This is a genomic window from Streptomyces sp. NPDC002785 (assembly GCF_040295565.1).
GTDB lineage: Bacteria > Actinomycetota > Actinomycetes > Streptomycetales > Streptomycetaceae > Streptomyces.
The window spans coordinates 1-22,313 of sequence record NZ_JBEOVN010000127.1 but is presented as its reverse complement, the minus strand read 5'-3'; the positions used below and the strand labels follow the sequence as shown (position 1 = coordinate 22,313).

21 protein-coding genes are annotated in these 22,313 nt (G+C 69.8%); 10 read left to right on the top strand and 11 right to left on the bottom strand.

What is annotated here, in order from left to right; genetic code table 11:
* The first annotated feature begins 147 nt into the window (after positions 1-147).
* The 3 genes from ABTZ94_RS25370 to ABTZ94_RS25360 all read left to right on the top strand — a co-directional run bounded on the left by ABTZ94_RS25370 (position 148) and on the right by ABTZ94_RS25360 (position 2,842).
* Positions 148-1,131, top strand: a complete 984-nt coding sequence (locus ABTZ94_RS25370; RefSeq protein ID WP_351203715.1) for an ABC transporter ATP-binding protein — start codon at positions 148-150, stop codon at positions 1,129-1,131.
* On the top strand, positions 1,118-2,005 hold the full coding sequence (locus ABTZ94_RS25365) for an ABC transporter permease (protein WP_351203713.1): 888 nt from the start codon (positions 1,118-1,120) through the stop codon (positions 2,003-2,005). Before ABTZ94_RS25370 ends, ABTZ94_RS25365 begins: the two co-directional genes overlap by 14 nt.
* A gap of 195 nt (positions 2,006-2,200) precedes the next feature.
* A complete protein-coding gene (locus ABTZ94_RS25360) occupies positions 2,201-2,842 on the top strand; it encodes a TetR/AcrR family transcriptional regulator (protein ID WP_351203711.1) in 642 nt (213 codons plus the stop codon).
* 18 nt (positions 2,843-2,860) lie between these two features.
* On the opposite strand, the gene ABTZ94_RS25355 is transcribed toward ABTZ94_RS25360, so the two are convergent.
* On the bottom strand, positions 2,861-3,673 hold the full coding sequence (locus tag ABTZ94_RS25355) for an HAD family hydrolase (protein ID WP_351203709.1): 813 nt from the start codon (positions 3,671-3,673) through the stop codon (positions 2,861-2,863).
* 402 nt (positions 3,674-4,075) lie between these two features.
* On the opposite strand from ABTZ94_RS25355, the gene ABTZ94_RS25350 reads away from it, so the two are divergent.
* Positions 4,076-4,993 carry a nitroreductase/quinone reductase family protein gene (locus tag ABTZ94_RS25350; RefSeq protein ID WP_351203707.1) on the top strand — a complete coding sequence of 306 codons (918 nt, stop codon included), beginning with the start codon at positions 4,076-4,078 and terminating at the stop codon, positions 4,991-4,993.
* Between the two features lie 79 nt (positions 4,994-5,072).
* Positions 5,073-5,462: a VOC family protein gene (locus ABTZ94_RS25345; protein ID WP_351203717.1), complete on the top strand. Its 390-nt coding sequence runs from the start codon at positions 5,073-5,075 to the stop codon at positions 5,460-5,462.
* Between the two features lie 185 nt (positions 5,463-5,647).
* Here the strand turns inward: ABTZ94_RS25345 and ABTZ94_RS25340 are convergent, their stop codons facing one another.
* Positions 5,648-6,148 carry a VOC family protein gene (locus ABTZ94_RS25340; RefSeq protein WP_351203705.1) on the bottom strand — a complete coding sequence of 167 codons (501 nt, stop codon included), beginning with the start codon at positions 6,146-6,148 and terminating at the stop codon, positions 5,648-5,650.
* Positions 6,149-6,266: 118 nt separating this feature from the next.
* On the opposite strand from ABTZ94_RS25340, the gene ABTZ94_RS25335 reads away from it, so the two are divergent.
* Positions 6,267-6,815 carry a hypothetical protein gene (locus ABTZ94_RS25335; protein WP_351203703.1) on the top strand — a complete coding sequence of 183 codons (549 nt, stop codon included), beginning with the start codon at positions 6,267-6,269 and terminating at the stop codon, positions 6,813-6,815.
* A 75-nt stretch (positions 6,816-6,890) separates the two neighbouring features.
* Here the strand turns inward: ABTZ94_RS25335 and ABTZ94_RS25330 are convergent, their stop codons facing one another.
* The 3 genes from ABTZ94_RS25330 to ABTZ94_RS25320 form a co-directional block, all read right to left on the bottom strand.
* Positions 6,891-8,456 (bottom strand): FAD-dependent monooxygenase, encoded by a 1,566-nt coding sequence (locus tag ABTZ94_RS25330; RefSeq protein WP_351203701.1) that lies wholly within the window; start codon positions 8,454-8,456, stop codon positions 6,891-6,893.
* A 70-nt stretch (positions 8,457-8,526) separates the two neighbouring features.
* Entirely contained in the window at positions 8,527-9,507 is a 981-nt protein-coding gene (rarD, locus tag ABTZ94_RS25325) for an EamA family transporter RarD (protein ID WP_351203700.1), read from the bottom strand.
* A gap of 166 nt (positions 9,508-9,673) precedes the next feature.
* The gene (locus tag ABTZ94_RS25320; protein ID WP_351203698.1) at positions 9,674-10,534 is read right to left on the bottom strand and encodes an SDR family oxidoreductase; all 861 of its coding nucleotides are present in this window, start codon (positions 10,532-10,534) and stop codon (positions 9,674-9,676) included.
* A gap of 106 nt (positions 10,535-10,640) precedes the next feature.
* On the opposite strand from ABTZ94_RS25320, the gene ABTZ94_RS25315 reads away from it, so the two are divergent.
* Entirely contained in the window at positions 10,641-11,036 is a 396-nt protein-coding gene (locus ABTZ94_RS25315; protein WP_351203696.1) for a winged helix-turn-helix transcriptional regulator, read from the top strand.
* Here ABTZ94_RS25315 and ABTZ94_RS25310 read toward each other — a convergent pair.
* The 6 genes from ABTZ94_RS25310 to ABTZ94_RS25285 all read right to left on the bottom strand — a co-directional run bounded on the left by ABTZ94_RS25310 (position 11,024) and on the right by ABTZ94_RS25285 (position 20,120).
* Positions 11,024-12,979 carry an APC family permease gene (locus ABTZ94_RS25310; protein WP_351203694.1) on the bottom strand — a complete coding sequence of 652 codons (1,956 nt, stop codon included), beginning with the start codon at positions 12,977-12,979 and terminating at the stop codon, positions 11,024-11,026. The genes ABTZ94_RS25315 and ABTZ94_RS25310 overlap by 13 nt on opposite strands.
* A gap of 183 nt (positions 12,980-13,162) precedes the next feature.
* Entirely contained in the window at positions 13,163-14,221 is a 1,059-nt protein-coding gene (locus ABTZ94_RS25305; protein WP_351203692.1) for a 2-oxoacid:ferredoxin oxidoreductase subunit beta, read from the bottom strand.
* Positions 14,214-16,169 (bottom strand): 2-oxoacid:acceptor oxidoreductase subunit alpha, encoded by a 1,956-nt coding sequence (locus ABTZ94_RS25300; protein WP_351203690.1) that lies wholly within the window; start codon positions 16,167-16,169, stop codon positions 14,214-14,216. Before ABTZ94_RS25300 ends, ABTZ94_RS25305 begins: the two co-directional genes overlap by 8 nt.
* A 323-nt stretch (positions 16,170-16,492) precedes the next feature.
* Positions 16,493-17,167, bottom strand: a complete 675-nt coding sequence (locus tag ABTZ94_RS25295; RefSeq protein ID WP_305137553.1) for a response regulator transcription factor — start codon at positions 17,165-17,167, stop codon at positions 16,493-16,495.
* A 179-nt stretch (positions 17,168-17,346) separates the two neighbouring features.
* Positions 17,347-18,705, bottom strand: a complete 1,359-nt coding sequence (locus tag ABTZ94_RS25290) for a sensor histidine kinase (RefSeq protein WP_351203688.1) — start codon at positions 18,703-18,705, stop codon at positions 17,347-17,349.
* Between the two features lie 203 nt (positions 18,706-18,908).
* A complete protein-coding gene (locus tag ABTZ94_RS25285) occupies positions 18,909-20,120 on the bottom strand; it encodes a sensor histidine kinase (RefSeq protein WP_351203686.1) in 1,212 nt (403 codons plus the stop codon).
* A 398-nt stretch (positions 20,121-20,518) separates the two neighbouring features.
* Here ABTZ94_RS25285 and ABTZ94_RS25280 point away from each other — a divergent pair, with 398 nt between their 5' ends.
* The 3 genes from ABTZ94_RS25280 to ABTZ94_RS25270 all read left to right on the top strand — a co-directional run.
* Positions 20,519-20,920, top strand: coding sequence for an NADH-quinone oxidoreductase subunit A (locus tag ABTZ94_RS25280; RefSeq protein ID WP_037689408.1), 402 nt, complete (start codon positions 20,519-20,521; stop codon positions 20,918-20,920).
* A complete protein-coding gene (locus ABTZ94_RS25275) occupies positions 20,911-21,591 on the top strand; it encodes an NADH-quinone oxidoreductase subunit B (RefSeq protein ID WP_351203684.1) in 681 nt (226 codons plus the stop codon). Before ABTZ94_RS25280 ends, ABTZ94_RS25275 begins: the two co-directional genes overlap by 10 nt.
* Positions 21,588-22,313, top strand: a 726-nt coding sequence (locus ABTZ94_RS25270) for an NADH-quinone oxidoreductase subunit C (protein ID WP_351203682.1), incomplete at its 3' end; no start/stop codon positions are given. The genes ABTZ94_RS25275 and ABTZ94_RS25270, both read left to right, overlap by 4 nt.

The window sequence follows — 22,313 nt, the reverse complement described above, 5'->3', positions numbered from 1 at the left end:
GTGTCGGACTTCTACTACTTCGCCCCGAATATGTCATTCGCCTCGGAGGGCGGCCTCTGGATCGGCCAGAGGTCGCCCGACAGGCTCTGAGGCGCTGCCCGGCCCCGATCCGCCGGACAGGCCCTACCCGACCCATGGGGAGTACGCATGACAGAGCCTGGGACCCTGACTGAGCCGAGGGCGGTGACCGAGTCCGGGGCCGTGATCGAGACGCGGGGCCTCACCAAGCGGTACCGCGGCGGCCAACTCGCCGTCGACGGCCTCGACCTCAGCGTTCCCGGCGGCAGCGTCTTCGGATTTCTCGGCCCCAACGGCTCCGGGAAGACCACGACCATCCGGATGCTGATGGGCCTGATCGACCCGACGTCCGGCACCGCAAAGGTCCTCGGCCACTCCATGCCGGGCGCGGCGCGCGCCGTGCTCCCGCAGGTCGGAGCCTTGATCGAGGGGCCCGCGCTGTACGGCTTCCTGAGCGGCCGGGACAATCTGCTGCGCTACGACTGTGCCGACCCGACCGCCGATCCGCGCACCCGCCGGGCCCGGGTCGGGCAGGCCCTGGACCGGGTCGGGCTGGCCGCGGCGGCCGGCAAGAAGGCCAGGGCGTACTCGCTCGGCATGAAGCAGCGCCTCGGTCTCGCTGCCGCCCTGCTCCAGCCGCGCCGCCTGCTCGTGCTTGACGAGCCGACCAACGGCCTGGACCCGCAGGGCATGCGCGAGATCCGCACCCTGGTCAGGGAACTGGCTGCGGAGGGCACCACCGTCTTCCTCTCCTCCCACCTCCTCGACGAGATCGAGCAGGTCTGCACCCATGCCGCGGTGATGGCCAGGGGCCGGCTGATCACCCAGGGCCCGGTCGCGGACCTGGCGGCAGGGGCGCGCGGCCGACTGGCCGTCACCACCCCCGACCCGGGTGAAGCCGCCCGCGTCCTCAAGGAGCTGGGCGTCACCGGCATCACGGTCGACGGCGACCGGGTGAGCGCCGAGGCCCCGCCGGTCGACGTCGAACTCGCGGACCTCAGCGCGGCGCTGGTGCACGCCGGCGTACGCCTGCGGTCCTTCGGCGTCGAACGGGCCTCGTTGGAGGACGCCTTTGTCGCACTCACCGGAGAGGGTTTCGATGTCGCAGGCTGAAGCCGCAATCGCAGGGGCGGGCAGGGTCCGCAATCCGCTGTGGACCCTCGGAATCCTCCGCTCCGAACTGACCACCACGCTCCGCCGCTGGCGCACCCTCGCACTGCTCGGGGTGCTGGGCGCCGTTCCCGTGCTGATCGGGATCGCGGTGAAGATCGAGACGAACCACGGCTCCTCGCCCGGACCGGGCGGTGGCGGGGGAGGCCCCGCGTTCCTCTCCCAGGTCACCAACAACGGCCTGTTCCTGGTCTTCGCGGCCCTCGCCGTGACGCTCCCGGTCTTCCTCCCGATGGCAGTCGGGGTCGTCGCGGGCGACTCGATCGCGGGCGAGGCCAACGCCGGCACCCTGCGCTATCTGCTGGTCGCCCCGGCGGGCCGGACCCGGCTGCTGCTGACGAAGTACGCCTCCGTCCTCACGTTCTGCCTGGTCGCGACCCTGGTCGTGGCCCTCTCGGCGCTCGCCGTGGGCGCGCTGCTGTTCCCGGTGGGTGAGGTCACCACCATCTCGGGGACCCGGATCGGGTTTGCCGAAGGGCTGGCGCGGGCCGGACTGGTCGCGGTGGTGGTCGCGGCGTCACTGATCGGATTCGCGGCGATCGGCCTGTTCGTCTCCACCCTCACCAGCAGCGGGATCGCGGCCATGGCCGCCACCGTCGGGCTGCTGATCACCGTGCAGATCGTGGACACGATCCCGCAGTTGAGCGGCATCCATCCGTATCTCTTCCCGCACTACTGGATGTCGTACGCGGACCTGCTGCGCGACCCTGTGTACTGGGAGGAGGTGGTCAAGAACCTGGGGCTGCAGGGTTTGTACGCGGCGGTGTTCGGCTCGGCGGCCTGGGCCCGCTTCACGGCGAAGGACATCACCGCCTGACGCACGGCGCGTCGCGCTCGTGCCGTCGGCCGGGCAAGCCGTCCCCCGATCGGCTCGTCGCGGCACGAACGGCACGAACGGTGCGAACAGCGGGAACGATGCGACACGGCACGTTCCGTTTCCGCGTCAGTATTGTTCGACTTCTGGCGACGGACTGTCAACAAGGATTGGCTCAAATACACCTATGCTCACCAAATGATCACATCGCCGAGTTCACTGCGTCGCAGCGAGAGATCACGACGGGCGACTCTGGAAGCCGCCCTCGAACTGTGCACGGAGAAGGGGTACGGCCGCGTCACGATCGAGGCCATCGCGGCCAGAGCGGGTGTCAGCAAGAAGACGATCTACCGCTGGTGGCCGTCAAAGAGTGCGGTGATGCTGGAGGCGTTCACCGACGCACTGGTCGGCACGATACCGTTCGTCGACACCGGCGACATCGCCGCCGACCTGCGGGCCAATGTGATGGGCGCGGTGAAGCTGCTCTCCACGCCGCCCTACGGCCCCGCGTACGCCGGGATTCTCTCCGAGGTCCACCACGACGATGTACTCGCGGAAACAGTCAGAACGAAGCTGGTCGACCCCCGCTTCGGCGAGGCGGTCGACCGCCTGCGCCGAGCCCAGGAGCAGGGCCAGATCCCGCCGGACGCCGATCTTCCGCTGGCGGTGGAGATGCTCTACGCACCGGTGTACTACCGCACTGTGCTGCGCAAACCGGTGCAGGACGAGGGGACGATCGCGGCACTGGTCGCGCATGTGCTGCGGGCGCTGGGGGTGCCGGATGCGCCAGAGGTTCCGGAGGTTCCGGAGGTGCTCCCGCCGGAGGGCGGGAATGGCTGAGAACCGCTTGTGGAACGATCAGCGTGATCCGTACACCCGCTCCAGCACCTCCGCCACGCCGTCGCCCTCGTTCGACGCCGTCACCTCGTCCGCCGCGGCCCGTAGGTCCGGATGGGCATTGGCCATCGCGACGCCGTACCCGGCCGTGCGGAACATCGGCAGGTCGTTGGGCATGTCCCCGAAGGCGATCGAGGTGTCCGCGTCCACACCCAGGAAATCGGCTGCCAGCGCGAGCCCGCTTCCCTTGTCGACGCCGTACGGCTGCAGTTCGACGGTGCCGGGGCCGGAGTGGGTGACGGTGGCGAGATCGCCGACTGCCGTACGGGCCGCCTCTGCCAGCGCTTCGTCCGTGAGCTCCGGGTGCCGGATAAGGACCTTGATGACGGGTGCGGACCACAACTCGTGGCGATGACGTGTCCGTTGGGCGGGGAGCGTGGGGTGGGGCATCAGGTATCCGGGCTCGATCAGCGTGCGGCCCTCGGCCCCGTCCTGGTCCACGGCCGCGTGGACCGGTCCCACCTGGGCCTCGATCTTGCCGAGTGCGGTATCGGCGGCCTCCCGGTCCAGGGTGACCGCACGTACTATGCGCCCGGACCCGGCGTCGTACAGCTGGGCCCCCTGCCCGCAGACCGCCGGCCCCCGGTAGCCCAGTCCGGCGAGCAGCCCTCGTATGCCGGGCACGGGCCGCCCGGTGACCACGAGATGCCGGGCCCCGGCCCGTGCGGCCAGGGCGAGCGCGGCACGGGTGCGGGGACTCACGGTGTCGTCGCGGCGCAACAGCGTGCCGTCCAGGTCCGTGGCGACGAGGGCATACGCGGGTGGGGTGGGCATGGCGCAAGCCTAGGGAAATCCGCATTCCGGCGGACGGCGCTGACCTGCGCGAACGGTCGATGCGTCGGCGTCTGCGCGTTGACAGCCGGCTGTCGGGTGCGTGTAATGAACGCGGTGTCGCGTGACGCCGGCCAAAGAGCAGTGGGCCGGCCGGTGGTCGGGCGAACACCCTTCACGCAAGGGGTCCGTCATGAGTTCCTGCTCCGCACCCTGCATCTGACGTAGCGCAGCAGCCGCACGTCGTCCCGCCCTTTTCGCCTTTACGGCACCGTGCACCGTCATGTGTTGCCGTCCGCCACGCCGCTGTGCGGAACCGGCACGCGGCGCTGCCACGGCCATCACCCATTCCCGCAGGTCACTGCCGCTCTGGCCGCACCTGCTCCTCCGGAGACCCAGAACCTTATGCCCACATCCTTCAATCAATCAGTCATCGAGGAGTTCCGCGCCAATGCAGGGAAGGTCGGTGGCCCCTTCGAGGGCGGCGACCTGCTCCTGCTGACGACCACCGGCGCGAGGTCGGGGAAGGAGACCACCACCCCCCTCGGCTATGTCCGCCACGGCGATTCGCTGCTGATCGTCGGCTCCAACCTCGGCGCCCCGAACCACCCCGACTGGTACCACAACCTGCTCGCCCACCCCGTGGTGCGGGTGGAGGTCGGTACCCGTACCTTCCAGGCCCTCGCGGTCCCCGCAGAGGGGGCGCGGCGCGGGGAACTGTTCGCGCACGCCGTGAAAGCGGCGCCCGGATACGGCGACTACCAGGCCAGGACCACCCGGCCCCTGCCGGTCGTGGTGCTGGAGCGCGCCGAGCCCGATGGCTGGGAGGCTCCGCGCGACGTCAGCACCCTCGCCGACAAGGTGATGGAAGTCCACACCTGGCTGCGGGCCCAGCTGCGTCAGGTGAAGGCGGAGGTGGACAGCCACTTCGCCACACGGGCCGCCCACCGGGGTCCCGGCGTACCACCGGCCCCGGGCCTCGGGCTGCAGATCAGGCAGCGCTGCCTGGCGTTCTGCCAGTCCTTGGAGTTCCACCACACCAGTGAGGACGCGCACCTGTTCCCCGGAATCGCCCGCTATCACCCGCACTTGACGGACACCTTCGCCCGGCTCGCGGAGGAACACCGCAAGGTCGCCCGAATCCAGGGCGAGCTGGTGGCCCTGCTGGCGGACATCGTGACCTCCGATCCCGAGCGCTTCCGCGCGGAACTCGGCAGGATGTCCACCGAGCTGAACGCGCATCTCGACTACGAGGAGGAGGAGATCCTGCCCCTGCTGGCCGATGTCCCGTGGCCTCCGGCCGCGCCCCCCGCGGCTCCTTGACCCGACCCGGCCCGGCCCGACCCGACCCGAATGACCCGACCGAACCGCTTCCCGGCGATTGAAAGGCTGTGCAGTGAGAGTGAGAGTCAAGGACTTCGATCACCTGGTGCTCAACGTGCGGGACGTCGAACGCTCCCTGGAGTTCTACTGCGGTCCGCTCGGCCTGGAGCCGATCAAGGTGGACGAGTGGCGGGCGGGGAAGTTCCCGTTTCCGTCGGTGCGGGTCAGCCCGACGATGATCATCGATCTGCTGGGCCGGCCGCGCCATGAATCGAACGTCGACCACATCTGCCTGGTCGTCGAGCCGCTGGACTGGCAGGAGGTCATCGACTCGGGCACCTTCACCGTGCTGGAGGGCCCGGTCTCCCGTTCCGGTGCCCGGGGCGAGGCACAGTCGGTGTACGTCCGGGACCCGGACGGCAACACCGTCGAGCTGCGTTGGTATCCGCAGGACGTGGTGGAGGACTGACCGGTGGGGCGCCGCCCGCGAACGCATCAAGGGCGGTGCCCCGTTGTTCATCGTCGTCCCCGACGCGGACTGCACGTACACGTTGTCCGTGCGGCCCGTGCGAGTGCCCGCGCCGTCCGCCACGCCGCCGGGCCTGGTGGTCCCGGTGCTGCCAACGGTGTCCGGGCATAGGCGTGTTGCCGTTACTATGCGCAGAACTCGTTGCCCTCGGGATCGGTGAGCACCGTCCAGGTGCCGCCCTGTTCCGCCATCTCGCGGAGCACCGTCGCGCCCAGCCCCACCAGCCGCTCGACCTCCGCCTCGCGCTGCCCCGGATCGGCGTGCACGTCCAGGTGGAGCCGGTTCTTCGCGGTCTTGGCCTCCGGTACGCGATGGAACACTGCGGAAACCTCCACAAGGTACGGGCCCACCGTGCCCGGCACACCACGACCGACTGAGGACTCATGCCGACGCCTGGGCTGTCCTGCGGCCCGTTCCGACAGCTCGTGCTGTGGTGGCGGAACCGGCACACCGAGCTGGTGGACGAGCATGGGGAGTTCATCACCGGCCCGCAGGGCGTACGCCTCTGAGCCGGCCGGGACGCCGAGCTGCCTGCGGAGCGGGGTGCTCCGTACCGTACGGCCGACGGTGGTGAGGGAGAGACCCGCAGCTACCGCCCCGGTGGCCCAGATCGTTGGCCACTGCATCGACACTGTCGGCCGTGGGGTACCTTCGCGCAGGTCAGCCGGGGGTGACAACAACACCCACCGCCCCGCCGTTCAGAACAGGCACCCTGTGACCAACCCGCCCGGCCCCAGCCAGTCCATGCGTTCTGCCAAGACCTCGACGGCCCGGATCCGTATAGGCCCGGCCCTCACCGCCGGCCTCCTCGCTGCCCTGCTCAGCGCCTGCGGCAGCCCCGCCGCGCCCAGCGGTTCGGCCGCGCCCGTCGTCGGCGGCAGCCCCGCCGACTCGGGGCTGCGCGACGGAACCACCGTCTCAGGACTGCGCGACGACATCCGCCACATCACGCGGAAGACCGCCACGGGTACCCGGCCGCGCATGGTCGAGCGCTGCACCACGCGCGTCAGGAAGGTCAAGCACACCTCCAGCACCGGCAAGGGCGGCACCAGGAAGACCCGGACCTGGTACACCGACGACTCCTACAAGGACTGCAAGAAGATCCAGCAGGGCACCAGGAGTTACACCCGCGTCGTGCGCCGTGCACGCTGGTGCGTCGAACTCGACAATGTCGGGGGCAACCCCGCCAAGGACGATGTCTGGTACGAGGTCGAAGCGGCCGTCCACCACAAGGCCACGCAGATCGAGGAAGGCGGGAAGCTGTCCTTCACCCCGCTGCGCAGGGGTTGCTGACCCACCCCGCCACTGTCCGGGTGGACAACAGGCGGGCGAGGGCGGGTAGTTCTGGGATTGCCCACCGTGACGCGCTCAACGCCGCCTGAATGCCGTACTGCTCAGGTGGTCCAGGTAGTCCATGACAGCCCGGCCGTCGTCGGCCGGCGCGATCAGCCCCACGTGGTTGTCCGGGCGGACCAGGACGAGGATGTCGGTGCCCGGCTCGATGCCGTACGCCGTACGGGCGTGGCCCGCCTCGTCGGTCAGACCGGCGGGGCCGCCCGCGTCCACCCCGTACACCCGCACCGCGTCGCCGTACGCACCCTCCGTCGCCCGCAGCGCGTCCGCCGCGCCCGGACCGAAGCCCAGCAGGGTGAAGTGCGGTCCGGCGAACGCCTCGAACAGGCGGGTCGGCAGGCCCGTTCCGGCGTCGCGGCAGGGGGCGTCCGGGGCGCGGTCGCCCGCTCGCAGGCGGGCGGTGGAGCCTGCAGGGGAGAGTGAGCTCCAGTGGTAGCCCAGGCCGAGGCCCATGGTCTCCCCGGTGACCGCCGCGTCCAGGCCGCCGCCCGGCTGCCTGATGGCGTCGAGCGTGACCCGCAGCCGCTCGGAGCTGATGTCCAGCACCCAGGAGGCCACGGGCAGCCGCTCCTCCTCGTACGTGTCCAGCAGGCCGGGATCCGCCTCGCCGCTGACGACCCGGGCGAGCTTCCAGCCCAGGTTGAACGCGTCCTGGATCCCGGTGTTCATGCCGAGCCCGCCGGCGACGGAGTGCACATGCGCGGCGTCCCCGGCCAGCAGTACGCGGCCGACCCGGTAGCGGTCGGCCATGCGCTCGTTGGCCCGGTACGTGGACAGCAGGGTGGCCTGCGTCAGGCGGCTGCCCGGCAGTCCGGTGTGCTGGGCGAAGAGCCGCCGGAAGCTCTCCAGCGAGGGCGGTACGGGGGCTCCCTCACGGTCCCGCTCCGGCGCCGCCTGGAACCACCAGCCCGACCGCGTACCCGGGATCGGGCACAGCATCACGGCGCCGTCCTCGTCGAACCACTGGTGCCAGTAGCCGCGGTCGAGGCCGTCCACCTCCACGTCCCCGCAGACCATCGTCTGCTCCTCGTTCGTCTTCCCCTCGAAGCGCACGCCGAGCAGCCCCCGCACCGGGCTGTGGCCGCCGTCGCAGCCCACGACGTACCGCGCCCCGATGCTCCGGCCGTCTGCGAGCCCGACGGTCACCGAGTCGGAGCCCGCCGTCAACCGAGTTGCTTCCGCGTCGAGTTCGACGTGTACGCCGTACTCCGCCAGGCGGTCCCGCAGGATCTCCTCCAGCCGCCACTGGGCGATCAGCCACGGCCGGCCGTACGGGGCGTCCGGCGTCGGGTGCGACGCCCCGAACGGGTCGGTGTCGGCGATCGCCAGCCCGTTCCGGTACTTGCGCATGGGCAGCGGTGCCGAGCCCGCGGCCAGGACCCTGTCGGCCACGCCGAGGTCCTCCAGGACCTCCAGGGAACGGGGGTTGGGGCCCTTGGCCCGTGAACTGCGCGGAAATTCGGGGGACTTGTCAATGATCCGTACGTCGATGGAACGCCGGGCCAGATCGCAGGCCAGGGTCAGGCCGGTCGGACCCGAGCCGACGATCAGTACCTGGGTGGTGGGCGCGGACGTGGGCATGGAGGCTCCTCGGTTGCGGTTCCGTGGGCCTCCAGGGAAACGTAACCTAGTTAAAAAAGCAACTCAGTAACTAAAGTTGTGAGACGGGGGAAGGTGAAGCGGAATCCCCGGTCGTCGGTGTCTGCTGCGCCGCCAGCTGTGCCGCGCGAGTCTGCGCCTGCGCCCTCGTCTGCCGCACCGTCCGGAACGCGTCCCACGTCAGCAGGGTGAGCGCCAGCCACACCAGGGCGAACCCGGCCCACCGCTCCGGCGGCATCTCCTCGTGGAAGTACAGGATGCCGAGGGCGAACTGGAAGACCGGCGCCAGATACTGCAGCAGGCCCAGCGTGGAGAGCGGTACACGGATCGCCGCCGCCCCGAAAAGGACGAGCGGCGCGGCGGTGACGATACCCGCCGAGGCCAGCAGCGCCGCATGGCCGAGGCCCTCGGAGGTGAACGTCGCATCGCCCTGCGCGCCCAGCCACAGCAGATAGCCGAGCGCGGGCAGGAACAGCACGGCGGTCTCGGCGGCGAGCGACTCCAGGCCGCTCATATTGACCTTCTTCTTCACCAGGCTGTACGTCGCGAAGGAGAACGCCAGTGTCAACGAGATCCACGGCGGCTGTCCGTATCCGGTCGCCAGCACGAGCACCGCCGCGACACTGGTGCCGACCGCCACCCACTGCACGGGGCGCAGCCGTTCATGGAGGAGCAGGACGCCCATGGCGATGGTGACCAGCGGATTGATGAAATAGCCGAGCGACGCCTCGACGACGTGGCCGTTGTTCACGGACCAGATGTACAGACCCCAGTTGACCGTGATCACGGCCGCCGCGACCGTTATCAGACCGAGCTTCTTCGGCTGTCGTATCAGCTCACCGATCCAGGACCAGCGCCGCAGCACCAGCAGCGCGATGCCGACGACTCCGAGGGACCAGACCATGCGGTGGGCGAGCATCTCGATTGCGCCGGCGGGTTTCAGCAACGGCCAGAACAGCGGGACCATGCCCCACAGGCCGTATGCGCCGATGCCGGACAGCAGTCCGGCCCGTTGTTCATTTGTCCCCTTCACGGGCCCTCCCGGCATGTCTGTGTCAACGGCTCCGCCGACTGCATGACGGTAGCGCCGGGAGGCTCCCATGTCATAGCCGTATCGCCATACGGTCATGACATGGGGCCCGTGAGGTGCGGGGGAGTGGACGCGCGCCGCATCCGCCGTCTCGGCGGCGGGGATGGAGTTACGCCGCAGCCACCGCCGCGGCCACCGTCTCGGCGAGCGGCGTCGTCGGCCGGCCGATCAGCCGGGCGAGGTCACCGCTCGTACCGGCGAGGAGTCCGCGCTCGATCGCGGCGTCGACGTCGACGAGGATCGCCGCGAAACCCTCGGGCAGACCGGCGCCGACCAGGATCTTCTGGTGCGCGGCGGCCGGTACGTTCTTGTGCGCGATCTCCTTGCCGGTGGCCTTGGCGACATCTGCCGCGTATTCCGCGAACGACCAGGCGACATCGCCGCTGAGCTCGTAGACCGCGCCGATGTGTCCCTCGCCGGTCAGCACGGCGGCTGCCGCGGCGGCGTAGTCGGCGCGGGTGGCGGAGGCGACCCGTCCGTCGCCCGCGTTGGCGACGACGGCGCCGTGCTCCAGGACGGGGGCGAGGTTGGCGGTGTAGTTCTCGGTGTACCAGCCGTTGCGCAGGAAGGTGTGCGGCAGCCGGGAGTCGAGGATCAGCTGCTCGGTGACCTTGTGCTCGTCGGCCAGCCGGAAGTCGGCGTCGGGGCCGCCCAGCACACCCGTGTACGCGAGCTGCGCGACGCCCGCCGCCTTGGCCGCGTCGATGACGGCGGTGTGCTGCGGTACGCGCTTGCCGACCTCGCTACCGGAGATGAGCAGGACGCGGTCACCGGCCCGGAAGGCGTCCTTGAGGGACTCCGGGCGGTCGTAGTCGGCGACGCGGAGCTCGACGCCGAGGGCGGTGAGCGGGGCGGCCTTCTCCTCGTTGCGGACGACGGCGGCGATCTCGTTCGCGGGCACGGTGGTGAGCAGCTGGTCGATGACGAGACGGCCGAGCTCTCCGGTGGCTCCGGTGACAACGATGCTCATGGGGTTTCTCCTCTTTGGGGGCGCTGGTCCTTGTTCGGGCTCGCGGACTCACCGTACGAGGTGCACTAACCAAACGAAAGTACCCACTTTGAAGTAAGGTACTGGCATGAGCGTGAGTGATCTGAGCAGGAAGCCCGATGTGAACCGGCAGATGTGCCCCTCCCGGCTGGTGCTCGAACACGTCACCAGCCGCTGGGGCGTCCTGGTCCTCGCCGCCCTGCTGGAGCGCTCGTACCGCTTCAGCGAACTGCGCCGCGAGGTCGGCGGTGTCAGCGAGAAGATGCTGGCCCAGACCCTCCAGACGCTGGAGCGCGACGGCTTCGTGCACCGGGACGCGAAGCCGGTGATCCCACCGCGGGTGGACTATTCGCTTACCGAGCTGGGCCGGGAGGCCGCCGAGCAGGTGTGGGCACTGGCCCGCTGGACGGAGCGGCGCCTGGACGTCGTGCACGCGGCGCGCGAGACGTACGACGCCCGGAAGCAGCAGGCTCAGTCCGGCTGAGGCGCGCGCCCCTCCTCCAGCGTCCGCAGCGCCCGCGAGACGTCGAACGGCAGGATCGTCACCGCCACATGCGGCAGCTGCGCCAGTGTCCTGGCCATCTGCTCACCGGTGCCCCGGTGCAGCAGCTTCCCGAGCACGTTGGCGTACGTACGCCGGGGCACCAGCACCGTCAGCCAGGTGTCCCCGTCCTCGGTGGTGCGGGACGCGAGCTCCTTCATCGCATGGCGCAGCCGCCGGTCCGGGCACTGCACCAGCTCCAGGGACACTGAGGTGGCGGCCGTGGCCTCCCACCGGGCGGCCAGCCGTCGGCCGTACGCCTCGTCGATCGCGAAGTGCACCGCCCGGGTCTCGTCCGGGCGCAGCTCATGTGCGTACCGCAGGGCCTTCAGCGTCGCCAGGTCGAGCGTCTCGACGAGAACGAAGACCATGTGGCGGCGGAACCGCGCGCGGTCGGCGCCCGGAGCCTGGATGCTCTGCAGCACGGCGGCCTCGCGCCGGTACTCGCGGTTGATCCGGGTGAGCGCCCACACCCCGAGCGGGAAGACCACCACGACCAGCCAGGCGCCCTCGGTGAACTTGGTGACGGCGAAGATCAGCACCACGGCGGCCGAGATGACCGCGGCGAGCCCATTGACCGTGATCTTGAGCCTGCGATACGGCTCCCGGCGCCGCAGGTGGTACGCGGTGAGGCCGGCTCCGGCCATGGTGAAGGCGGTGAAAACGCCGATCGCGTACAGCGCCACCAGCCTGTCCACGCTGGCGCCGGTCACCAGCAGCAGCGCCAGGGAGACGACGGTCAGCGAGATGATGCCGTTGGAGAACGCCAGCCGGTGCCCGCGCCGGGTCAGCACCCGGGGCAGGAACCGGTCCTCGGCGACGAAGCTGGCGAGGTACGGGAAGCCGGTGAACGGGGTGTTGGCGCCGGTGTAGAGGACCAGCGCGGTTGCCAGCTGTACGAATACCAGCCCGACCGTACCGAGCGGCCCGTCGCCGAACGCGAGATGGGCCTCCTGCGCGATGACGGTCGGTGTGCCGTCGGTGTACGGGACGGCATGCGTGAAGTGCGCCAGCGTGGAGACGCCGAGCACGAGGATGCCCAGCACCGTGCTCATGGCGATGAGGGTGCGGCGGGCGTTGCGGCCCTGGGGTGCGCGGAACGTGGAGATGCCGTTGGAAATGGCTTCGAGTCCGGTGAGGGACGAGCCGCCGTTGGCGAACGAGCGCAGCACGATGAAGAGCGAGGCCCCGTAGAGCCAGCCGTTGCCCGGAGTGCCGAGCGGCACGACCCCGGCGGCGTGCAGATCGGCGCGCGGCAGCTCGCCCGTGAGCCCGCGCAGCGCGGCGACGAGAAGGATCAGACCGACGGCTGCCATGAAGAGATACGCGGGGAGCGCGAAGGCCCGGCCGGCCTCACGGACCCCGCGCAGATTCCCGTACGCGAGCAGCACGATGACGGCGACGGAGACCGGCAGCTGGAGATGGTCCAGGCCGGTGAAGCCGTTGCCGGCCAGATGGGCGAGCGAGATCAGGGCGTTGGTACCGGCCGAGACCTGGACGGCGACGGTGACGATGTAGTCGACGAGCAGCGCCACGGCGGCGATCTGAGCGACATTGGGCCCGAAGTTCTCCCGGGCGACGACGTACGATCCGCCCGCCCGGGTGTAGATCATCACGACATCGCTGTAGCAGAGCGTGAGAAGCAGCAGTACGAGCAGGATCGCGCCGGTCACCGGCATGAGCAGCGTGAACGCGGCGGCGCCGACGACGGGTACGAGGACCCGGAGCATCTCCTCGGAGCCGTACGCGGACGAACTGATGCAGTCGGAGGCGAGCACCCCGAGCGCCGTCCGGTTGTTCAGCTTCTCCTCGCTGATGCGCTCGGTGGTGAGCGCTCTGCCGAGCAGACGCCGCTTGATGCGGTACGCGGGGCGGTCCAGGGTCATGGCCACATGGTGCGCGGTGGCCGGCCGCACCCCTGACCGCAATCGCCGGACGGGCCGAAATTCAGCCCGTCCGGCGATTCGGAGTACCCCTGAGGTGCCGCCGACCGGTGTATCCCCCGGTGCTGCGACCGGAAAGGTTCACCGGCTCGCGACAAACCTTTCCGGCTACAGGGCTGGGGCGTGTCAGCCGACGACCGTCCAGTTGTCGTTGCCTGCGAGCAGTGCGGCCAGGTCGCCCTTGCCGTCTCTCTCGACGGCGGTGTCGAGCTGTTCGGCCATCTGCGTGTCGTAGACCGGCCGGTCGACGCTGCGCAGTACCCCGATGGGGGTCTGGTGCAGGGTGTCGGGGTCGGCGAGGCGGGACAGTGCGAAGGCCGTGGTGGGGCTGGCGGCGTGGGCGTCGTGGACGAGGATCTGCGACCGGTTCTCCTCGGTGACCGCGACGACCTTGAGGTCACCCGTGGCCGGGTCGCGTACGACACCCTTGTCGTTTTCCGCGCCGAAGAGGATCGGCTGCCCGTGCTCCAGCCGGATGACCGCGTTCTGCGCCTGGTCCTTGTCCTTGAGGACCTCGAAGGCGCCGTCATTGAAGATGTTGCAGTTCTGGTAGATCTCCACCAGCGCCGTGCCCGGATGGTCGGCCGCCGCGCGCAGCACGCTCGTGAGGTGCTTGCGGTCGGAGTCGATCGTACGGGCGACGAAGGACGCCTCCGCGCCGATGGCCAGGGACACCGGGTTGAAGGGGGCGTCGAGCGAGCCCATCGGCGTCGACTTGGTGATCTTGCCGACCTCGGAGGTGGGCGAGTACTGCCCCTTGGTGAGTCCGTAGATCCGGTTGTTGAAGAGCAGGATCTTCAGGTTCACATTGCGGCGCAGCGCGTGGATGAGGTGGTTGCCGCCGATGGACAGAGCGTCGCCGTCGCCCGTGACGACCCAGACGGACAGATCGCGGCGGGAGGAGGCGAGACCGGTGGCGATGGCCGGGGCGCGGCCGTGGATCGAGTGCATCCCGTAGGTGTTCATGTAGTACGGGAAGCGGGAGCTGCAGCCGATGCCGGAGACGAAGACGATGTTCTCCTTCGCCAGCCCGAGCTCGGGCATGAAGCCCTGCACGGCGGCGAGGACCGCGTAGTCACCGCAGCCGGGGCACCAGCGCACTTCCTGGTCGGACTTGAAGTCCTTCATGGACTGCTTGGCCTCGGCTTTGGGCACCAGCTGCAGGAGTTCATTGGTGTCAGGCATCGATGGCCTCCTTGAGAGCCGTCGCAAGCTGCTCGGCCTTGAACGGCATACCGTTGACCTGGTTGTAACTGCGCGCGTCGACCAGGTACTTGGCCCGGATGAGCGTGGCCAGCTGGCCGAGGTTCATCTCCGGCACGACCACCTTCTCGTAACGCTTCAGCACCTCGCCGAGATTCCTCGGGAAGGGGTTGAGATTGCGCAGATGGGCCTGGGCGATGGGCTGTCCGGCGGCGCGCAGCCGGCGTACGGCGGCGGTGATGGGGCCGTAGGTGGAGCCCCAGCCGAGGACGAGTGTCCGCGCCTCGCCCGGATCGTCGACTTCGAGGTCGGGGACCTCGATGCCGTCGACCTTGGCCTGACGGGTGCGGACCATGAAGTCGTGGTTCGCGGGGTCGTACGAGATGTTGCCGCTGCCGTCCTGCTTCTCGATGCCGCCGATGCGATGTTCGAGACCGGGGGTGCCGGGGACGGCCCACGGGCGGGCCAGGGTCCGCGGGTCGCGCTTGTACGGCCAGAAGACCTCGGTGCCATCGGCCAGTTCATGGTTCGTGCCGGTGGCGAACTGGACGCGCAGGTCGGGGAGTTCGTCGATCTCGGGGATCTTCCACGGCTCGGAGCCGTTGGCGAGGTAGCCGTCCGAGAGCAGGAACACCGGGGTGCGGTACGTCAGCGCGATCCGGGCGGCGTCGAGCGCGGCGTCGAAGCAGTCCGCCGGGGTCTTCGGGGCCACGATCGGGACCGGGGCCTCGCCGTTGCGCCCGTACATCGCCTGGAGCAGGTCGGCCTGCTCGGTCTTGGTGGGCAGACCGGTGGACGGGCCGCCGCGCTGGATGTCGACGACGATCAGCGGCAGTTCGAGGGAGACGGCGAGCCCGATGGTCTCCGACTTCAGGGCCACCCCGGGCCCGGACGTCGTCGTCACCGCAAGTGATCCGCCGAACGCGGCACCCAGCGCGGCACCGATACCCGCGATCTCGTCCTCGGCCTGGAAGGTGCGTACATCGAAGTTCTTGTGCTTGCTGAGTTCGTGCAGGATGTCGGAGGCCGGGGTGATCGGGTACGAGCCCAGGTAGAGCGGCAGATCCGCCTGCCGGCCCGCGGCGATCAGCCCGTAGGACAGCGCCAGGTTCCCGGAGATGTTGCGGTACGTACCCGTCGGGAAGGCCTGCGAGGCGGGTGCCACCTCGTAGCTGACCGCGAAGTCCTCCGTCGTCTCCCCGAAGTTCCACCCGGCGCGGAACGCGGTCACGTTCGCCTCGGCGATCTGCGGCTTCTTCGCGAACTTGGCGCGAAGGAACGCCTCGGTTCCCTCGGTCGGCCGGTGGTACATCCAGGAGAGCAGCCCGAGCGCGAACATGTTCTTCGAGCGTTCGGCCTCCTTGCGGGAGAGCCCGAACTCCTTCAGCGCCTCGATCGTGAGCGTGGTCAGCGGCACCGGGTGGACGTTGTACGCCTCCAGCGAGCCGTCCTCCAGGGGACTGGTCTCGTAGCCGACCTTCGCCATCGGGCGCTTGGTGAACTCATCGGTGTTGACGATGATTTCGGCGCCGCGCGGCACATCGCCGATGTTGGCCCTGAGGGCGGCCGGGTTCATCGCGACCAGGACGTTCGGCGCGTCGCCCGGCGTCAGGATGTCGTGGTCGGCGAAATGCAGCTGGAACGACGAAACCCCCGGCAGGGTGCCTGCGGGAGCGCGGATCTCGGCGGGGAAGTTGGGCAGCGTGGAGAGGTCGTTCCCGAAGGACGCGGTCTCCGAGGTGAACCGGTCACCGGTGAGCTGCATACCGTCTCCGGAGTCACCCGCGAAGCGGATGATCACCCGGTCCAGGCGGCGGATCTCCTTCTCGCCGGCGCCCGTGTGATCGGAATGGGAAGCACGCTGCCCCCCGACGAGCGCGTCGCTGGCCTCATCGGCCTCTTCGGCTGGGCTACTGACCTGGCTGGTCACTGAACTGGACCTCCCTCGGGGCGGCGGCTCGGGACCTGCCGGCCCACCGGCGGTCCCAAGGCCCACCCTACGTCGGTAAGGGTCACCTTCCCTGGACCGGTCATATGGTGGACATTGTTTTGAGACGCGATTTGATACCGGTTTGTCATGTTTCGCAAGCCCCCCAGTCGTTCAGTGAAGACGCTGTGCACTCATTCTTTGGTTCTAGGACCCCGGTCGGCCCCTGTTCGGGGCCCAGGTCACCGCGACGGCCGCGGCCGGCCCCGCGGTGACCTCTGCCAGATGTCCGAGGTGTCCGAGGTGCCTGATGGGACGTCAGCCCGTCAGGAGTTCAGGTAGGTCAGTACCGCCAGCACCCGGCGGTGATCCCCGTCGCTGGGGGACAGGCCCAGCTTCAGGAAGATATTGCTGACGTGCTTCTCCACGGCCCCGTCGCTCACCACCAGCTGCCTGGCCACCGCGGAGTTCGTCCGCCCCTCCGCCATCAGGCCGAGCACCTCGCGCTCGCGCGGCGTCAGCCCCGCCAGGACGTCCTGCTTACGGCTCCGCCCCAGCAGCTGCGCCACCACCTCCGGGTCCAGCGCCGTCCCGCCCTGTGCCACCCGGACCACCGCGTCCACGAACTCCCGGACCTCGGCGACCCGGTCCTTCAGCAGATACCCCACGCCCCGGCTGGATCCGGCCAGCAGCTCGGTCGCGTACTGCTCCTCGACGTACTGCGAAAGGACCAGTACCCCGATCCCGGGATAATCCTTGCGCAGCCGCACCGCCGCCCGCACGCCCTCGTCGGTGTGGGTGGGTGGCATCCGCACATCGGCGACCACCACATCGGGCAGCGCATCCTGTCCGGCGAGATCGTGCACCGTCTTGATCAGCGCCTCGGCGTCCCCCACCCCTGCGACGACGTCATGCCCGAGATCGGTCAGCAGCCGGGTGAGCCCCTCCCGAAGCAGTACCGAATCCTCGGCGATGACTACCCGCACCCTGTCCTCCACCATGACGCTGTATCCCCCACTGCTCGCTGGTCCCGTCCGTATGACGTCCAGCATCCCAGTATCGGCAGTGCCGTGTCCTCGGCCGCCGGACCGGCCTGAAATCAAGCCGGTCCGGCGGCCGAGGACGAGGGAGGGGGGAGCCGTGGGGGTGGGGGGTCCTGCCACGGCTCGGTGGGTGTGGTTCAGCCGCGCCAGGGCAGCTCGGCCGTGATCCGCGTCGGGCCGCCCTGCGGGGAATCCACGAGGAGTACGCCGTCCACCGCGTCCAGCCGCTCGGTCAGCCCGGCCAGCCCGCTGCCCGAGGACACATCGGCGCCGCCGTGCCCGTTGTCGGTGACCTGGAGCATCAGCCGGTCCGCCGTCCGCCACACCTCGATCGATGCATGGGTCGCGCGTGAATGCTTGCTCACGTTCTGCAACAGCTCGGAGGCTGTGAAGTAGGCGATTCCCTCGATGGCCTGGGCGGGCCTGGACGCCAGGTCCACTTCGACCGTCACGGGGACGGTGCAGCGGGAGGCGATGGCGGAGAGTGCGGCGTCGAGTCCGCGGTCGGTGAGGACGGCGGGGTGGATGCCGCGGGCGAGGTCGCGGAGTTCCTGGAGGGCGACCTTGACCTCGCCGTGGGCCTCGTCGACCATGCGGGCGGCGGCTTCGGGGTCGTCGTTGAGCTTCTCCTTCGCCAGGCCCAGATCCATGGCGAGGGCGACGAGCCGGGCCTGTGCCCCGTCGTGGAGATCCCGTTCGATGCGGCGCAGGTCGGCGGCGGCCGTGTCGACGACCACCCCGCGGTCCGACTCCAGCTCGGAGACGCGCGTCGCCAGCCGGGACGGCCCGAGCAGCCCGGCCACCATCACCCGGTCCACGCCCGCCAGACCACGGATGATCCACGGCGTGACGAGGACGAGTATCAGGCCGCACACACTGGTCGCGGCCACCTCGAAGGGGGAGTCGAGATAGGTCCGGTGGCCGTCGTCGCCGTACAGCTGAATGCCGCCGGTCCCCACGTACGTCGGGAAGACCCACCGCCACAGCGGGTAGGCGAAGGTGGCCCACCCGGTCGCCCAGAGCGTCACCGAGACGGTGAAGGCGAAGATCGCCCACGGCAGGTGCAGCAGCGCGTAGAGCAGATGCCGCCAGGACACCCCGCTCTTGAGGACCGCGCCCACCCAGGACATCAGGCCGCCAGTCCTGCCGCGCACCGGTGCCGGGTCCGCCACGTCCAGCTTCAGCAGCCCGCGCGCCCGGACCCGCTCCAGCGCGCCGAAGCCGCGGCACATGGCCAGTGCGCCGGCCAGGATCGGGACGCCGAGGAAGGTGATCAGCATGCCGACGCCCAGCGACGTCAGGGTGATCGAGAGGCTGAACAGGACCGCGCTGATCGGCAGGCTCAGCAGCAGATAGCCGAACTCGCGCCAGGTCCTGGCCTCGAAGGGGGCGCGCAGCGCAGCCGGGAAGAAGTGCTTCACCGGGGGATGGTCCCCGAAACCGGCTCCGGACCGCTGGTGGTCCCGACGAGTGTCCGGTCCGTATGCCGTGGCCATGGGTGCAGTCCGTTTCTTCTCATGGAGCCGGTTTCTCCGGTGGTTCGGGTTCCGGCCGGTACATCAAGGGTGCTGGGTGGCGGGCCGGCGCACCATGAGGGCGGTATCCCTCTTCGACCGGGGGTTTTCCCCACCCTGCGCGGGGGCTCAGGGGGCTCAGGGGGCTCTTGGGCCCAGGGGTGCCTTGCCCAGGGGTGCCTTACCTAGGGGCGCCTGGCCGCTTTCGTGCGGTTTGGCTCCGTCTCCCTCTCCCGGTCCCGCCAGGGCAGTTCCGCGGTGACCGTCGTAGGGCCTCCGACCGGCGAGTCGAGGACGAACAGCCCGTCGACGGCGCCCAGCCGTTCGGCCAGCCCGGCCATGCCCGTACCGCCGTCCATCCGGGCCCCGCCCTGCCCGTCGTCCGTGACCTGGATCAGCAGCCGGTTCGCCGACCGCCACACCTCGACGGATGCCGACCGTGCCGCGCTGTGCTTGCTCACGTTCTGCAACAGCTCCGAGACCGTGAAGTAGGCGATTCCCTCGATCGCCTCCGCGGGACGCGCCGGCAGATCCACCCCCACCGTCACGGGGACGGTGCAGCGGGAGGCGATGGCGGAGAGTGCGGCGTCGAGTCCGCGGTCGGTGAGGACGGCGGGGTGGATGCCGCGGGCGAGGTCGCGGAGTTCCTGGAGGGCGACCTTGACCTCGCCGTGGGCCTCGTCGACCATGCGGGCGGCGGCTTCGGGGTCGTCGTTGAGCTTCTCCTTCGCCAGACCGAGGCCCATGGCGAGGGCGACGAGCCGGGCCTGTGCCCCGTCGTGGAGATCCCGTTCGATGCGGCGCAGGTCGGCGGCGGCCGTGTCGACGACCACCCCGCGGTCCGACTCCAGCTCGGCGATCCTGCGCTCCAGCTCGTCGGAGGGTGAGAGCAGTCCGCGAGCCATCGCCCGGTCGGCATTGGCGAGGAGCCGCGCGATGTGGGGGAGCACCGGCCACAGCACGAAGAGGCTCACGGACATCACGGCGAAGGTGAGTACGCCCCAGGGCAGCCGGACGAAGGAGTACAGCACCGCCCGCCAGCCCACCGGATCCTTGAGGCTCGACCACAGCCAGGGGAAGAACCCCTGTTCCCGACGGGACAGAACCATCGGGCTCGGCTCGTCGATCCGCACCCCGAGCATCGCCCGCGCCCGGCCCCGCTCGGCCCTGCCGATCAGCCGCGCCCCGTGCAGCCCGGCGGCGAGCAGGGGCAGACCGATCACCGTGACCGCAAGCCCCACGCCGATGCCGATCATGAACACTGTGTAAACAAACCCGGCAATGGTCATGGGGAGGTTGGCCAGGAGATAGGCGATCTCCTTCCACGTCCACCGATCGAGGGCGAAGCGGGCGGGCGGTGGCCGGTCGTTGTCCGGCGCCAGGGGGCTCATGGTCATACGCCCCAGCCTGCCGGGCGGGGCCCGCGCACGCCATGGGGCTCGTGGGTGGGGTGAAGTAGGGATAACCCCACGCTGTCCGGCGCGACTGCTTACCGTTCCTTTGGACTGAGTGGGAGTGAGTCCGCTCAGCCGCACGCCCCGAACGGTCTTGGGCGCACTGGTCCCCGGCATGCTCACCCCCGGGGCGGCGACACGCATCCTGTGCGTGGTCCGGTCCCAGGAGGCCAGTTCCCCAGCCAGGTCGCCGCAAGCCTGTGGGCCGACCATCACACGATCGAGCTAAACCGATCTCATGCATGCTCCCCAGCGAGCAGTTGCCAACCCTCCCTTTAACAGGGCCTAGACTCCCGTGCGTACAGATCGTCGAACAGGTTCTGAGGGAGCGAGGGACGGACGTGGCGGACCTGCCGGAATCGACCGTTCTCGCGTCGGACTACTTCCACAGCTATTCAGTGGTCGGACTGCTCGCTGTGATCGGCGTGCTGTTCGTCGCCGTCGCCTTCGGGGCCGGCCGACTGCTGCGTCCCGTGGTTCCCACGCCGGAGAAGCTCCTGACGTACGAGTGCGGCGTGGACCCCGTGGGTGAAGGATGGGCACATACGCAGGTCCGTTATTACGTGTATGCCTTTTTGTACGTGATCTTCGCCGTCGACTCGATCTTCCTGTTTCCGTGGGCGACCGTATTCGCCGCACCCGGATATGGGGCGACGACCCTGGTGGAAATGTTCATCTTCCTCGGTTTCCTGGCCGTAGGACTGCTCTACGCATGGAAGAAGGGCGTCCTCGAATGGACGTGACGAGCCCGCCGTCCCCCGAGCACCGGCCCGCAGTGCCATCGGGACCGGAGCCGACGCCCGGGGCGGCGTCCGAACCGCAGCCCGTTCCGACGTTCCTGCCGGAGCCCAGGCGGCTCGGCGTTCTGTCGCGCCTGGCTCCCGAGCCGATGAAGGTGGTCCTGAACTGGGGCCGCCGCTACAGCCTCTGGGTCTTCAACTTCGGGCTCGCCTGCTGCGCGATCGAATTCATCGCCGCCTCCATGGCCCGGCACGACTTCATCCGGCTCGGCGTGATCCCGTTCGCACCCGGCCCGCGCCAGGCCGACCTCATGATCGTTTCCGGCACGGTGACGGACAAGATGGCTCCGGCCGTGAAGCGGCTGTACGAGCAGATGCCCGAGCCCAAGTACGTCATCTCCTTCGGCGCCTGCTCCAACTGCGGCGGCCCGTACTGGGACTCGTACTCCGTGACGAAGGGCGTCGACCAGATCATTCCGGTCGATGTCTACGTCCCCGGCTGCCCGCCCCGGCCGGAGGCGCTCCTCCAGGGCATCCTCAAGCTGCAGGAGAAGATCGCCCGCGAGTCGTTGGGTGAGCGGTACGCGACGGGCGGCGGCAGCCGTCCTTCCACCGCCGCACTGCGCAGCGGACTGGTCGCCGCCCCGCCGACACCGGGCGAGGAGCAGAAGTGACCGGTACCGAAAGCCATGGCCGGGGAAGCTACGACCGCCTGCCGGACGCCGCCGCCGAGCTCTTCGGCGAGGACGCGACGGCCGAGTACGCGTACGACCTGCTGACTGTCGACGTACCGGCGGCCTCCTGGATCGCCGCGCTCGAAACGGCCCGCGACCGGCTGGGCTGCACCTATTTCGACTGGCTCAGCGCGGTCGACGAACCGGGCACCGGCTTCCGGGTCTGCGCCCATGTCGCCTCCCTGGCCGAGGGCAAGGTCCGTCGGCTCTTGATCCGTACGACCGTTCCGCACGAGGCGGCGGTCCTTCCCACCGCCATCGGCATGTACGCGGGCGCCGCCTGGCACGAGCGCGAGACACACGAGATGTTCGGCATCGACTTCGAGGGCCACCCGCATCTGGTGCCGCTGCTGCTGCCCGAGGGCTTCGAGGGGCACCCGCTGCGCAAGGACTTCGTGCTGGCGGCACGCGTCGCGAAGGCCTGGCCGGGCGCGAAGGAGCCGGGCGAGTCGGAGCACGGCGGCCCGAAGCGGCGCACGATGCTGCCGCCCGGCGTCCCCGATCCGAACGAATGGGGCCCCCTGAAGGGCCAGCTCCCACCCGCCCCGTCCCGCCCGGCCCGCACCCCGCGCGCGGCAGGCGACCGTCCGGTACGCCGCGCCCGCAGCGTGACCGAGGGCTCGGCCACCCAGCAGTCGGCAGGCGCGGCCCCGGCCGCCGGG